The organism is Mesorhizobium sp. B1-1-8, from assembly GCF_006442795.2.
Lineage (GTDB): Bacteria > Pseudomonadota > Alphaproteobacteria > Rhizobiales > Rhizobiaceae > Mesorhizobium.
This window is the reverse complement of sequence record NZ_CP083956.1, coordinates 863,906-877,381: the sequence shown is the minus strand read 5'-3', so window position 1 is coordinate 877,381 and position 13,476 is coordinate 863,906. Positions and strand designations below refer to the sequence as shown.

Annotated in this window: 13 protein-coding genes; 8 read left to right on the top strand and 5 right to left on the bottom strand. The window is 64.5% G+C overall.

All coding sequences use genetic code 11. From position 1 onward, the window contains the following. Positions 1-74: 74 nt before the first annotated feature. Together FJ974_RS04220 and FJ974_RS04215 are read right to left on the bottom strand one after the other, a co-directional pair. Complete coding sequence (locus FJ974_RS04220) at positions 75-1,424, bottom strand: chloride channel protein (protein ID WP_140538530.1); 1,350 nt, start codon at positions 1,422-1,424, stop codon at positions 75-77. 129 nt (positions 1,425-1,553) lie between these two features. Continuing rightward, the gene (locus FJ974_RS04215; protein ID WP_140538531.1) at positions 1,554-1,853 is read right to left on the bottom strand and encodes a hypothetical protein; all 300 of its coding nucleotides are present in this window, start codon (positions 1,851-1,853) and stop codon (positions 1,554-1,556) included. Positions 1,854-2,109: 256 nt separating this feature from the next. Between FJ974_RS04215 and rlmN the strand changes: the two genes are divergently transcribed. From rlmN to FJ974_RS04200, 3 genes are all read left to right on the top strand, one after another. After that, positions 2,110-3,345 carry a 23S rRNA (adenine(2503)-C(2))-methyltransferase RlmN gene (gene rlmN / locus FJ974_RS04210; protein WP_140538532.1) on the top strand — a complete coding sequence of 412 codons (1,236 nt, stop codon included), beginning with the start codon at positions 2,110-2,112 and terminating at the stop codon, positions 3,343-3,345. Then, positions 3,342-3,809 carry a hypothetical protein gene (locus FJ974_RS04205; RefSeq protein ID WP_140538533.1) on the top strand — a complete coding sequence of 156 codons (468 nt, stop codon included), beginning with the start codon at positions 3,342-3,344 and terminating at the stop codon, positions 3,807-3,809. Before rlmN ends, FJ974_RS04205 begins: the two co-directional genes overlap by 4 nt. A 72-nt stretch (positions 3,810-3,881) precedes the next feature. After that, positions 3,882-4,565, top strand: a complete 684-nt coding sequence (locus FJ974_RS04200; protein WP_181177308.1) for a GNAT family N-acetyltransferase — start codon at positions 3,882-3,884, stop codon at positions 4,563-4,565. Here FJ974_RS04200 and FJ974_RS04195 read toward each other — a convergent pair. Together FJ974_RS04195 and FJ974_RS04190 are read right to left on the bottom strand one after the other, a co-directional pair. Next, a complete protein-coding gene (locus FJ974_RS04195; protein ID WP_140538535.1) occupies positions 4,562-5,236 on the bottom strand; it encodes an outer membrane protein in 675 nt (224 codons plus the stop codon). The two genes, FJ974_RS04200 and FJ974_RS04195, sit on opposite strands and share 4 nt — an antisense overlap. A gap of 100 nt (positions 5,237-5,336) precedes the next feature. Further along, the gene (locus tag FJ974_RS04190) at positions 5,337-5,978 is read right to left on the bottom strand and encodes a LysE family translocator (RefSeq protein ID WP_140538536.1); all 642 of its coding nucleotides are present in this window, start codon (positions 5,976-5,978) and stop codon (positions 5,337-5,339) included. A gap of 181 nt (positions 5,979-6,159) precedes the next feature. Here FJ974_RS04190 and FJ974_RS04185 point away from each other — a divergent pair, with 181 nt between their 5' ends. Next, the gene (locus FJ974_RS04185; RefSeq protein ID WP_140538537.1) at positions 6,160-7,380 is read left to right on the top strand and encodes an argininosuccinate synthase; all 1,221 of its coding nucleotides are present in this window, start codon (positions 6,160-6,162) and stop codon (positions 7,378-7,380) included. Between the two features lie 243 nt (positions 7,381-7,623). On the opposite strand, the gene FJ974_RS04180 is transcribed toward FJ974_RS04185, so the two are convergent. Continuing rightward, positions 7,624-8,424, bottom strand: coding sequence for a lytic transglycosylase domain-containing protein (locus FJ974_RS04180; RefSeq protein WP_140538538.1), 801 nt, complete (start codon positions 8,422-8,424; stop codon positions 7,624-7,626). A gap of 463 nt (positions 8,425-8,887) precedes the next feature. Between FJ974_RS04180 and FJ974_RS04175 the strand changes: the two genes are divergently transcribed. The 4 genes from FJ974_RS04175 to ffh all read left to right on the top strand — a co-directional run bounded on the left by FJ974_RS04175 (position 8,888) and on the right by ffh (position 13,451). Next, entirely contained in the window at positions 8,888-9,493 is a 606-nt protein-coding gene (locus tag FJ974_RS04175) for a DUF1236 domain-containing protein (RefSeq protein WP_140538539.1), read from the top strand. 159 nt (positions 9,494-9,652) lie between these two features. Beyond that, positions 9,653-10,645 (top strand): CPBP family intramembrane glutamic endopeptidase, encoded by a 993-nt coding sequence (locus FJ974_RS04170; protein ID WP_140538540.1) that lies wholly within the window; start codon positions 9,653-9,655, stop codon positions 10,643-10,645. Further along, the gene (locus tag FJ974_RS04165) at positions 10,645-11,586 is read left to right on the top strand and encodes a glycosyltransferase (RefSeq protein WP_140538541.1); all 942 of its coding nucleotides are present in this window, start codon (positions 10,645-10,647) and stop codon (positions 11,584-11,586) included. Before FJ974_RS04170 ends, FJ974_RS04165 begins: the two co-directional genes overlap by 1 nt. Positions 11,587-11,858: 272 nt before the next feature. Beyond that, positions 11,859-13,451, top strand: coding sequence for a signal recognition particle protein (gene ffh, locus FJ974_RS04160; protein WP_140538542.1), 1,593 nt, complete (start codon positions 11,859-11,861; stop codon positions 13,449-13,451). Positions 13,452-13,476: the final 25 nt, after the last annotated feature.

The following is a 13,476-nucleotide window of genomic DNA, read 5'->3' as shown; positions in this document are numbered from 1 at the left end:
CACCCGAAACGCAGCCGATCGTAGTCCTGGAAGCCGACACGGATATGAAAGGCACGCCGGCCGGCTTCCTCACTTCACAGCTGCTGTTCTGCCTCCGCCGCCCGGCGCCGCCGGATCGCCTCGGCGATGAACACGCGCGACAGCGCATGGTAGAGCGGCTCGTGCGAGATCAGCCGCGCCGTGCCGTAGCCCAGCATCGCCGCGCACATCAGCGCGATGACATTGTCGTGGTTGCCGGTCATTTCGAGGATGATGACGAAGGCCGTCATCGGCGCCTGCACGACGCCGGCGAAATAGCCGGCCATGCCGAGCAGCGCTGCAATGCCGGTGCCGGCGCCGAAGATCAGGCCGAGCGTGCTGCCGAGACCGGCGCCTACCGAAAGCGACGGCGCGAAGATGCCGCCCGGAATGCCCGACACCATCGACAGCAGGCCGGCCGCGAATTTTTCCGCGAAGAAGAACCAGGGCAGCGGCGCGCCTTCGATGGCGCTGCGCGCCTGCGCATAGCCGGTGCCGAAGGTGAGCCCGCCTGAGGCGAGACCGATCGCCGCCACTGCCAGGCCGCAGACCCCGGCCACCAGCAAGGCGCGCCACAGCGGCTGCAGCGCGTTCCAGCGCCGGATGCGCCGCATCGTCTTCAGCGCCAGCAGCGAAAACAGCGCGCCGAAGCCGCCGCCGATGATGCCGCAGGCCAGCACCAGCGGCCAGTCGGCGGCGAAGGCGACCGTCTCCCTGGCGACGCCGAAATAGGTGTAGTTGCCGACGAGGCCGAGCGAAGCAAGGCCGGCAAGGATCACCGCCGTCAGCACCAGGCCGTTGGTGCGCGATTCGTAGGCGCGGCCCATCTCCTCGATGGCGAAGACGATGCCGGCGAGCGGCGTGTTGAAGGCGGCCGCGATGCCGGCGGCCGAACCGGCAAGGATGAGGCCGCGCGCCTGGGCCATGCCGCCCCAGCGCGCCGCCTGCAGCATCAGCGAGGCGCCGACCTGCACCGTCGGACCCTCGCGGCCTATGGAAGCGCCGCAGGCGAGGCCGATGACGGTGAGCGCGATCTTGCCGGCCACCAGCTTGAGCGAAAGGATATGGCTGCGGTCGTCCCCATCACGCAGGTGCCGCGCCGCGATCGCCTGCGGAATGCCGCTGCCTTGCGCGCCCGGAAAGAGGGAATGGGCAAGCCAGGCGCACAGCACGAAGCCCGCCGGCGTCATGACCAGCGGCAGGTAGAAGCGCCAGCCGCCATCGTCGCCGGTTACGACATGGAACAGCGCCTGCGCCTGGTCGGCCATGATGGCGAACAGCACGCTGATCAGCCCGATCGAGATGGCGCCGGCCCAGAACACCAGCCGCGGCTGCCAGACACGCCGCGACCCCCACATCGCCTGCGAGCGCCGCAGCATCGGGTATTTTCGAGATATGCCGGCCATGTCCGCCCTCGTGGTGAGGGCAAGCCCTAGCACAGACATGGGCCCGATCAAGCCTGCGGGTTCAGCAGGGGCCGACCGCGCGCTGACTCCCCGCCGGCGCTCTGGCCGGCGGGCGACCAAGCCAAGTCCTTACTTGGCCATTTTTTCACATTCGGCCTGAGCCTTCTTGGTCGACGTGTCGACCATGTAGGCTTTGCCGCTGGCGTCGGTCATCATCATCATGCAATGCTTGAGCGGCTTCGACATCTTCATCATCTCGGCGCTCATCTTTGCGTCCGGCATCATGGTGCCCATGTGCCCGTCCGGCATGATCGCCGTCACCTGACCGCCTTTCATCATAGTCATTGTCCCCATCGTGTCCTCGGCCAGCGCCTGCGAGGCGGAAAGGCCGACGAGCCCGGCAATGACGATGAGCTTGATCGAATGCATCTGCGTACTCCCATTTTGCAAGGGGCACAGTCGCCCCCTTACGGTTTCGCAGCCGCGTTGTGCGCCGTTACGTCGACACGAATATGTGATCGGTCTTTCACGAGGCGCATTTCGGGACAGGATGCCGTCCCCGAACAACAACGAGCCACCACCGTTGTCGGCCGCATGACTCTGCCATCAAGCTGTGCTATGCGCCGCGCTTCATTTCCGGCACGATGGGTGAAATCGGCCGCAAACCGCTTATATTGGCGCCACTATGACCCTTTCATTTGATCTTACCGCCGAAGGCGCCCGCGACGCATTGCGCGCCCGAACCACGCCGGTCGAAAAACCATCGCTGGTCGGCCTGACCCGTGCCGAGCTCGGCGAAGCTTTGGTGGCTGCCGGCATCGTGCCGGAACGGCAGGCGAAAATGCGCGCCCAGCAGCTCTGGCACTGGATATATGTGCGCGGCGTTTCCGACTTCGCCGGCATGTTCAACATCTCCAAGGATCTGCGCGCCGGGCTCGACAGGCATTTCAGCGTCGCCCGGCCCGAGATCGTCGAGGAGCAGATTTCTTCCGACGGCACGCGCAAATGGCTGTTCCGCTTTCCGCCGCGCGGCGCCGGCCGGCCGGTCGAGATCGAGACCGTCTACATCCCCGAGGAAGGCCGCGGCACACTCTGCATCTCCTCGCAGGTCGGCTGCACGCTGACCTGCTCCTTCTGCCACACCGGCACGCAGAAGCTGGTGCGCAATTTGACGGCGGAAGAAATCCTGGCGCAATTGCTCACCGCGCGCGACCGGCTCGGCGACTTCCCCGACCGCGACACGCCCGACGGCGCCATTGTGCCGGCCGAGGGCCGTAAAGTCTCCAACATAGTCATGATGGGCATGGGCGAGCCGCTCTACAATTTCGAGGCGGTGAAGAAGGCGCTGCTGATCGCCTCCGACGGCGACGGGCTTTCTTTGTCGAAGCGCCGCATCACGCTGTCGACCTCCGGCGTGGTGCCGGAGATTTTCCGCACCGGTGAGGAGATCGGCGTCATGCTGGCGATCTCGCTGCACGCCACCAACGACGATCTGCGCGATTTGCTTGTGCCGATCAACAAGAAGTATCCGCTGAAGGAGCTGATCGCCGCCTGCCGCGCCTATCCGGGGCTGTCGAACGCCAAACGCATCACCTTCGAATATGTGATGCTGAAGGACGTCAACGATTCGCTCGACGACGCCAAGGCGCTGGTGAAGCTCTTGAAAGGCATTCCGGCCAAGATCAACCTGATCCCGTTCAACCCCTGGCCCGGCACCAATTACCAGTGCTCGGACTGGGAGACGATCGAGAAGTTTGCCGACTACATAAACAATGCCGGCTACGCTTCGCCGATCCGCACGCCGCGCGGCCGCGACATCCTCGCCGCCTGCGGCCAGCTGAAGTCGGAATCGGAGCGGATGCGCAAGGTCGACCGGCTGGCGCTGGAAGCCATGATGATCGCGGGGCACGGCGAGGTGTGAGGCGTCTCATCGCCTATCTCGTGCGCTTCGCCGTCATCCTGTTCGGCTATCTGGTGGCCTCGCTGGCGGCGAGCGCCTTCCTCAATATCCTGTTCCTGGCTCATTTGGGCTACATGCCGGAGCATCCGGAGCCGGTGGCGACCGCCTCGCTCTATTTTTCAATTCCCTTCGTGGCGCTGTTCGTCGCCTATTTTGCCTTCATGCCGGCGGCCGTCGCCATATTGATCGCCGAGGTGCTCAACCGGCGCGACTGGCTGTTCTACGCGCTGGCCGGCGCCGTCGTTGCCGGCGTCTTCCTCGGTTTCGTGCACCAGACCGGCGACGCCAATTTCGACGTCACCGATACCAATGCGATATTGGCGGTGATCGGCTGCGGCATGGTCGGCGGCATCTTCTATTGGCTGACCGCCGGCCGCTGGGCCGGCAGCTGGCGCCGCGAGCCGGTGCTCGATCCCAAGCCGTAGTTTCAGAGTTCCGTACGCTTGCCTCCCCACGATCTTGACCTTGCTTCAATGCTTTCGCATGACTGGAGCACCATGCCGAAAATGCCGCAGCCGGGCGCGAAGCCCCTCATCACGCCGCTCGCCGCCCAGGGGCTGAGACCGGTTTTTGTCGACCGCTGGAGCGACAGGGTCCGGATACGGACGCTCAAGCCGACGGAAGTGACGACCGAGATCGCGGCATGGCTTTCCGATCCGGCGGTGATGGAAGGATTGAACGCGCCGCAAAAGGCGATGGGCCTGGATGCATTCCGGACCTATGTCGCGAGCTTCGACAATCTGAAGCGCAACCTGATGACCATCCTGAGCCGGCCGGACGACCAGCCGCTGGGCCTGGCGGTGATGGAGGTCGACCTGAGGCACAGGCTCGGCTCGCTGCACCTGATCATCGGCAATCCCGAGAATCGCGGCAAGAACGTCGCGTTCGAGGCATCCGTCGTGCTGCTGCGGCACTTCTTCCGCGAGCGAAAACTGGAAAAGGTCACCTTCCAGCCGCTGGCGCGCAACACCGCGGCGATCGCCGTGTGCGAGCGATTTGAACTTCGGCTCGAAGGAACCTTGCGCGCGCATCGCATAGACGGCCGCACCGGCAAGCGCCTCGACCAGATGCTCTATGCGCTGACATTGGAAGAATATGACGAACGCGTTCGCGCCTTGGAGGCGGCCGGCATGGTTCGACCCTTCGCCGGCCCTGGTCTCCCGGCCCAAAAACTGCCCTAGAAGCGGTACGCCACGCCGAATGTTACCGTATCGAGGGACGGCCGGAAGCTGGCGCCAGCCGTGCCGCCCGGCCCTGGCTCGATCTTGTCGAATGCGTAGTGGAGGTACTCCCCCTTCACGGACCAGTTCGGCGCAAGCGCATACTCTGCGCCCACGCCGATCACGCCGCCGACCTTCACTCCTGAAAAGTTGGAAGTCGTACCAAATGGGGCAAAGAAGGGGCGATCGTACGAGGTTGCCTGAAAATGTCCCGCTGCCACACCGCCGGTCACATAAGTCAGCAGTTGGTCGGTCGGCGTATAGCCTGCCCGCAACCGCGCCGTTGCGACCCAGTCGACATCATAGGTATAGGCTTCGCCCTTGCCGCCGGTGAAAGCCGACTGGTCGCCAAAGGCGGTGTCGTGCATGCCGACGAAATCGAAATCGCCGGCCACGCCGTAGACGAACGTCCCCGACTGCCAGTCGTGCCCGGCGTAGATGCCGCCGAGATAACCATCTTTGTGATGGTTGCCGTCAAAATTGGTAGTGTCGGCGTCGAAGTCGACGGAAGACCCGGCATATCCGCCCTCGACGCCGATATAGGAGCCCGACCAGCTATAGGTCGCCCCCTGCGCGCTGGCGCCGGAAACCAGCCCGATCATAGCAACGGATGCTAAGAGTATGCTTTTCATCGATTCCCCCGAACCCAGGGGGTTTCTAAGCGTGGCAAAAATGCGCCGCAATAGCAAAAATGCAACACTGCGCGCTTAAGTCCAAGGCTGCGGAAGATGCCTATTTCGCCTGCGCGGTCAGGATCTTGAGCGCGAAGGCCGAGAACACGCCACCGAACAAATAGTCGACCACGCGCGTCACACGCGGGCTTGCCTTCATCGCCGCCGAGAACTTCTCCGCCGCCAGCACCATCGGCGCCGTCACCGGGATCGACAGCACGATGAACATAATGCCGAGGAAAAACAGTTTTCCGGATGCGTTCGGATCGTGCGCGGAGACGAATTGCGGCAGGAAGGTCATGAAGAACAGGATGATCTTGGGGTTGAGCAGGTTGACGCCGAGCCCGGCCGCCCAGCTGCGGAACAAGGAAACTTGCGGTCCCGTCCTCTTCTCCGGCGAGAAGGCCGAGCCTTTCGTCACCGCCTGAAAAGCCAGGAACACCAGATAGCCGGCACCAAAAATCTTCAAGACGAAGAAGGCCATCGGCGAGGCGACGATCAGCGCCGAGATGCCGACCACCACCAGCGTGGTATGGATCAGCGTGCCGCAAAGCGCGCCGGCCATGGAGGCGAAGCCGGTGGCGCGGCCCTGGCTGAGCGTGCGCGAGACGAACAGCGTCATGTCCGGTCCCGGCGTGATCGCCAGGATGACGGTGGCGATGGCGAACTGGATCAGCGTCGAAGTGTCGGGAATGAAGGACATAGGGGCGGCTCCGGGAGAAGGCTCCACAGGCTATAACGCGACCGTCTTACCGATGCCAGCATCTGCCGGGACAAACATCTGGCCCAGGCTGGGCCACAGCACGCGGCCGTTCGTCTCTTGCGCGAGCCGGAAACGCCGTGATACCTCGCCCGCGAAGCTATTTTCCCGCGGAACCGCCAAAATGTCCAAGTTCAAACACGTCAAGAAAGTCGTGCTCGCCTATTCCGGCGGCCTCGACACCTCCATCATCCTGAAATGGCTGCAGACCGAGCTCGGCGCCGAGGTGGTGACCTTCACCGCCGATCTCGGCCAGGGCGGCGAGCTGGAGCCGGCCCGCCGCAAGGCCGAGATGATGGGCATTAAGGACATCCGCATCGTCGATGTGCGCGAGGAGTTCGTCGCCGACTTCGTCTTCCCGATGTTCCGCGCCAATGCCGTCTATGAGGGCACCTATCTGCTCGGCACCTCGATCGCCCGGCCACTGATCTCCAAACACCTGGTCGAGATCGCAAAAGAGACAGGCGCCGACGCCATCGCCCATGGCGCCACCGGCAAGGGCAACGACCAGGTCCGCTTCGAGCTTTCGGCTTATGCGCTCAACCCCGACATCAAGGTCATCGCGCCGTGGCGCGACTGGTCGTTCAAGTCGCGCACCGACCTGGTGAACTTCGCCGAGCAGCACCAGATCCCGGTGCCGAAGGACAAGCGCGGCGACGCGCCCTTCTCGGTCGACGCCAACCTTTTGCACTCCTCCTCCGAGGGCAAGGTGCTGGAGGATCCGTGGACCGAGCCGCCGGAATTCGTCCACCAGCGTACCGTCTCGCCGATGGATGCGCCCGATGCCGTCACCGAGATCGAGATCGAATTCCTCAAGGGCGATCCGGTCGCGCTCAACGGCAAGAAGCTGTCGCCGGCCAGCATGCTGGCGGCGTTGAACGACCTCGGCCGCGACAACGGCATCGGCCGGCTCGACCTTGTCGAGAACCGTTTCGTCGGCATGAAATCGCGCGGTGTCTACGAGACCCCCGGCGGCACCATCCTGATCGCCGCCCACCGGGCGATCGAATCGATCACGCTCGACCGCGGCGCCGCCCACCTCAAGGACGAGTTCATGCCCCGCTATGCGGAGCTTATCTACAACGGCTTCTGGTTCTCGCCCGAGCGCGTCATGCTACAGGCGATGATCGACAAGAGCCAGGACGACGTCGAAGGCACGGTGCGGCTGAAGCTCTACAAGGGCAATGTCATCGTCAACGGCCGCAAGTCGAAGAAGTCGCTCTATTCCGACGCGCTGGTCACCTTCGAGGACGACCGCGGCGCCTACGACCAGAAGGACGCAGAGGGTTTTATTCGCCTCAATGGGCTACGGCTCAGGACGCTGGCGGCGAGGAACCGCCGCTGACGCTGCCAATCTCCCCCCTTGAGGGGGAGATGTCGCCGAAGGCGACAGAGGGGGTCGCCTCGCGTAGAGCTCCGACGCCTTCTTTTGTGACGAATGGCGTCGCGCCCAGTCGCGCCGACCCCTTCTGGCCTGCCGGCCATCTCCCCCTCAAGGGAGGAGATCAGCGCCTCGCCCGTGTCGCCAATTTCCAGCGTCACCAACAAAACCCGGCGTCTCCGCCGGGTTGTACGTCGGAGGGTTCCCTCACTCGGCGTCGATCGCCTCGGCGATGCGGGCGATGGCCTGTTGGTAGACGCTTGCCGAATTCCACTCGGCGATTGCGCCCATATTCGCCTGATAGCTCGCGCCGGCCCGCCAGCCATGATCCTTGAGGTAGTTGGCTGTGGAAGCCAACGCCGTGTTCCTGTCGCGCAGGTTTCCGCTGCCCACCCCATACTTCAGGACATTGCCGGGCAGGAACTGCGTGTGGCCGATCTCGCCATGCATGGCGCCGACCGACTCGGCGCTCAACGCCCCGCGATCGACCAGCTTCAGGGCTGCAATGGCATGCGGGGTAAAATATTCCGGACGGCGGCAATCATAGGCCAGCGTCAAAATGGCGGAGACCGTATTCTGGTTGCCCATGGAGGCGCCGAAGCCGGTCTCCATGCCCCAGATGGCGAGCAGCACGCCCGGCGGAACGCCGTAATCCTGTTCGATCTTGGCGAACATCGCCGCGTTCTGCTTCTTCAACGCCCGGCCCCTGGAGATGATCGCGGAAGCGCCACGGCGCTTCATGAAGTTTTCCACCGAGCCGCTGAAAGCCTTGTGGATGGCGCGGTCGGCGGCAATCGTCCTTGTTGCGTAGGTCGCGCCGGCGAGAGCGGACAGACCCCTCTGGCCGACGCCGTCGGCCCTCGCCTCCGCGGCAAACTCCTGCTTCCAGGCATCGAAGCCGGCGCCGTTCTTGCCACAGCTGGCCGCCGCCTGCGCGCCCGTCGCCAGCGCAAGCATTGCCACCACCGTAGCCGCTGCAAATACCCTTCCTTTGGCAAAAAATGCCATGCTGTTCTCCTGGTTGCCTGATTCACGTCCCGGTTCACGAATTTGCCAGCGAAACGCCCGGTTGTCACCGCCCTGGCGGGGAAGCGTGGTCCGGCACTGGCGAAAGACGGCAATTTGCCTACGATCAAGGACTAACTGTGGCGGGCCTGCCTCATGGAAGACATCATGGTCATCGGCGCCGGCTCCGCGGGGCTTGCCGCGGTCAATGACCGCAGATCCAGACCTGCGGCGGCGCCGGACTCGCAGGAAAGCGTGGCGGGACGGATCGCCGCCCCATTGCGACGAAATAGCACCGGAATTTGGAAGAGCGGCGCAAGAATTTGACCTTCGTCCACGCGCTTTTGAGCGATTTGCCGAAAGAGAGCGGAACAATTCGTGAGCAGGCGGCAACCCTTTAGCCGGAACGCCTCAGGCTCAATTTCGTTTTCGATCCCGAGGGAGCGTTGAAAACGGAGTGAAACCCATGAAACGCGTATTGTTTCCGGCGCTTGCCGGCGCGCTGCTCGCCATGTCGGGCGCGGCCCTTGCCGATACGCCTGTCTCGGCTGTGACCGATCTCAATGTCCGCGCCGGCCCCGGCCCGCAATATCCGGTCATCGGCGTTCTGGCGGCCGGCCAGTCGGCCACGCTCAGAGGCTGCATCGCAAACAGCAAATGGTGCACCATCGCCGAAGCCGGCGGCAACGGCTGGGTCTATTCGGACTATGTGACGGGCGATTTCGGCGGCAGCCGGGTCGTCGTGACGCGCCGGCCGGCTGAGGCCGACATTGCCGTCGTGGCGCCGCCCGCCGACGACGTCTACACCACCGACACCTATACCGGCGCTATCGTTTCCGGCGACGACACCATCGAGCCGATCGCCAGGCCGCCGGCCGAGGTGGGTACTTACGTCACGACGCACCGCGTCGAGCCGGTCTATCTCGAAGGTGAGGTCGTGACGGGCGCTGTCCTGCCCGATACGGTCGAGCTGCGCGAGATCCCGAACTACAACTATCGCTACGTCTACGTGAACAACCAGCCGGCGCTGGTCGATCCTGGCACGCGCCGCATCGTTTACGTCATGCGCTGACCGGGCGCGGATAGCGTGAGGAGGCGGCCGCCAGCGAATGGCGGCCGCCTTTTCTGTTGCCTTGCGATATCGTCAACCCTGCTGCGAGGAGGATGATTGCGCGCGCGGCGCCGATCTCCTAGATCATGCGACCCGAATAGCGTTCGGCAAGGAAACCGCGTGACCATCGACAGTGCTGCCTTCGAGCGCTACCGGCGCGCGCCGAACGCAAAGACCACGCCGCTCCGCCTCTTGCTGGGAACATTCATTGTCGTTTTCTTCTGGCTCGTCGCGACCCTTGTCGTGCTCATTGCCGGCACCTACGCCTTCCTTGTCTGGCGCCTTCCCGGCCCGTCCAGCGGACAGCCTATGCAGGATTTCCTGGCTTCACCGATCGGCATCCTTACCGCGCTGGCCTCGTTTGCCGGCATCTGGATCGGTGTCTGGGTGGCGATGCGCTTCGTCCATCGCGAACCCCTCTCGGCGCTGGTCGGCGTCAGCCGCCGCATCGCGGGCGGGGCTTTCCTCAAAGGCCTGGTCGCGGTGCTGATCACCTCGCTGTTGTCCGAGATCCTGCTCTACTGGCTGCAGCCGGAGATCGCGCGCGGATCAATCGCCTTCTCGTCCTGGCTGCTGTCCCTCATTCCTATTATGCTGCTTGCCTTTCTGCAGACGTCCTCGGAGGAGGTGCTGTTTCGCGGTTATCTGCTGCGCGGGCTGGCCAGCCGGTTCAACAGCCCGCTGGTCTGGGCGGGGCTGCCGGGGCTGCTGTTCACCGCACTGCACTGGAGCACGGCCTCGACGCTTGCCATCAATGCCTGCGTGCTGGTTTCCATCGCCACCTTCGCGCTGCTGCTCATGCTGCTGGTCTATGCGACCGGTAATCTCGGCGCCGCCTTCGGCGCCCATCTCGGCAACAACCTGACCGGCTTCCTGCTGATCTCGCACCAGCAGAGCTACAATTCCTTCGCGCTGTTCAACGCCAGGCCGCTCGAAGGCCCCGGCTGGACCAATTGGGATGCGGTCCTCATCGCCGCGATCGGTATCGTCAGCACGCTGTTGACGATGCTGCTTCTCCTGCATCCGCGCTCGCCGCTGAAAGTTGGGCCGAACAAAATTGGAGACCGGTTGGACAAGGTCATGGCCAAGCAAAAAACCGGCGGGCCGGTCTGATGCGCATCACGCTGGTGGCGGAGCGCGCTATCCCCTGCAAGGGCTATGGCGGCACCGAGCGGCAGGTCGACTGGCTGGCAAGCGAGCTCGTCCGCCTCGGCCACAAGGTTGTGCTGATCGCCGGCCGCGGTTCCAGCCATCCGCTTTGCGAAGTCAGGCCGGCCTCGTCGAAGGCGGAATGCCGCGCCGCGATCCCGGCCGACACCGACATCGTGCATTTCAACGGCTGGTATATCGACGTTGCCCGTCCGGCCCTTTACACGCTGCACGGCCTTGCGCCCGAACGGGTGACCCCGCAGATGAACTGGAGCTTCGTCAGCGCCGGCCACGCGCGCAACCATGGCCGCGAAACCTTCGTCCATAACGGCTTTCCAATCGACGCCTATCGTCTGTCTGCCGCCAAGACAAAGCGGCTGCTGTTTCTGGCCGGCATCGCCCGCGCCGGCAAGAACCTGAACCGCGCCGTCGAGCTTGCGAAAAGCTTCGATTTTCCGCTCGACATCGCCGGCGGCTCGCGCTGGCAGCTCTTGCAGCGCAGCAAGGTTCGCAGCCAGGGCGTCTTCTTCAAGAGCCTGGGCAGGCGCTACCGTTTCCACGGCATGGTCGACGGCGAGGAAAAGCTGCGCCTGCTGGGAGAGGCCAAGGCATTTCTCAACCCGATTGCCTGGGAAGAGCCGTTCGGCATGGCGCCTGTCGAGGCGATGCTGTGCGGCACGCCGGTGCTGACGACGCCACGCGGCGCGCTGCCGGAAATCCTCGACGAGACCACGGGATGCCTCTTCGACACCGATGCGGAATTCGCGCAGGCTTTTGCGGCCGTCGGCGGACTTTCACCGCAGCGCTGCCGCGAATCCGCCGCCGACCGCTTTCCCATAGCCCGGACCGCGAATGGCTACCTCGACCTCTATGCGCGGATTCTTGACGGCGAAAACCTGCCCTGAGTCGCTCGCGATCGCGGCGTTTTGGCCTCAGCCTTGACTCCGCCGCCGATTTCCTGTCTACAGCCCGCGAATTCCGCGACGAGTATCTCCCGCGAAAGCTGACCAGGACGCCGAAGCCTCTTCGAGGCGAGTGCCGTAAATCGATCCTGGAGGCCAACACCCGGCAGCGCGATGCGCCCCCGGGTGCTTTTTGGCTTTGCGCTTTTGCTTGGCGACCCGGCGCGAACGCACTACCTCTCGGGTCGTACCGAACCGAGATCGAAGGAAGACAAATGTTCGAATCCCTTCAGGAGCGCCTTGGCTCCATCCTGAACGGCTTGACCGGCCGCGGCGCGCTGTCGGAGGCTGACGTCTCGGCAGCACTTCGCGAAGTGCGCCGTGCGCTGCTCGAGGCCGACGTGGCGCTGGAAGTGGTGCGTTCCTTCACCGACAAGGTGCGCGAGAAGGCGGTCGGCGCCGCGGTGCTGAAGTCGATCAAGCCCGGCCAGATGGTCGTCAAGATCGTCCATGACGAGCTGGTCGAGATGCTGGGCGCCGAGGGCGTCGCCATCGACCTCAACGCGCCGGCGCCCGTCGTCGTCATGATGGTCGGCCTGCAGGGCTCCGGCAAGACGACGACTTCGGCCAAGATTGCCAAGCGACTGACCGAGCGGCAGAACAAGAAGGTTCTGATGGCCTCGCTCGACACGCGGCGCCCGGCCGCGCAGGAGCAATTGCGCCAGCTCGGCGAGCAGGTGAAGGTCACGACGCTGCCGATCATCGCCGGCCAGAACCCGGTCGACATCGCCCGCCGCGCCGTGCAGGCGGCCAGGCTCGGCGGCCATGACGTCGTCATCCTCGACACTGCCGGCCGCACCCATATCGACGAGCCGCTGATGGTCGAGATGGCCGACATCAAGAAGGTGTCGTCGCCGCATGAGATCCTGCTGGTTGCCGATTCGCTCACTGGCCAGGACGCCGTGAACCTCGCCAAGAGTTTTGACGAGCGCGTCGGCATCACCGGCCTGGTGCTGACCCGCATGGACGGCGACGGCCGCGGCGGCGCTGCGCTCTCCATGCGCGCCGTCACCGGCAAGCCGATCAAGCTCATCGGCACCGGCGAAAAGATGGACGGGCTTGAGGAATTCCATCCCAAGCGCATCGCCGACCGTATCCTCGGCATGGGCGACATCGTCTCGCTCGTCGAGAAGGCGGCCGAAACCATCGACGCCGAGCAAGCGGCGGCGATGGCCAGGAAGATGCAGTCGGGCAAGTTCGACCTGAACGACCTGGCCGGGCAGCTTCAGCAGATGTCGAAGATGGGCGGCATGGGCGGCATCATGGGCATGATGCCCGGCATGGGCAAGATGAAGGATCAGCTGGCCGCCGCCGGCTTCGACGACAGGATGTTCCGCCGCCAGCTCGCCATCATCTCCTCGATGACCAAGGCCGAGCGCGCCAACCCGGATCTTTTGAAGCACTCGCGCAAGAAGCGCATCGCCGCCGGCTCCGGCACCGACGCGGCCGAGATCAACAAGCTGTTGAAGATGCATCGCGGCATGGCCGACATGATGAAGGCGATGGGCGGCAAGGGCAAAGGCGGCGGCATGATGCGCGGCATGATGGGCGGCCTTGCCTCGAAAATGGGGCTGGGCGGCATGATGCCGGGTGGCCCTGGGGGAATGGGCGGCGGCATGCCGGATCTCTCCAGGATGGATCCCAAGCAGCTCGAGGCGCTGCAGAAGCAGGCGCAGGCCGCCGGTCTCGGTAAAGGCCTGCCGGGCGGCCTTCCCGGTGGCGGCGGCCTGCCGGGCCTGCCCGGTGGCATGAAGCTTCCGGGTCTGCCAGGCGGCGGCGGTCTGCCGGGTCTTGGGAAGAAGAAGTAATGGGCAGGAAGAAGTGAGGGGCGCA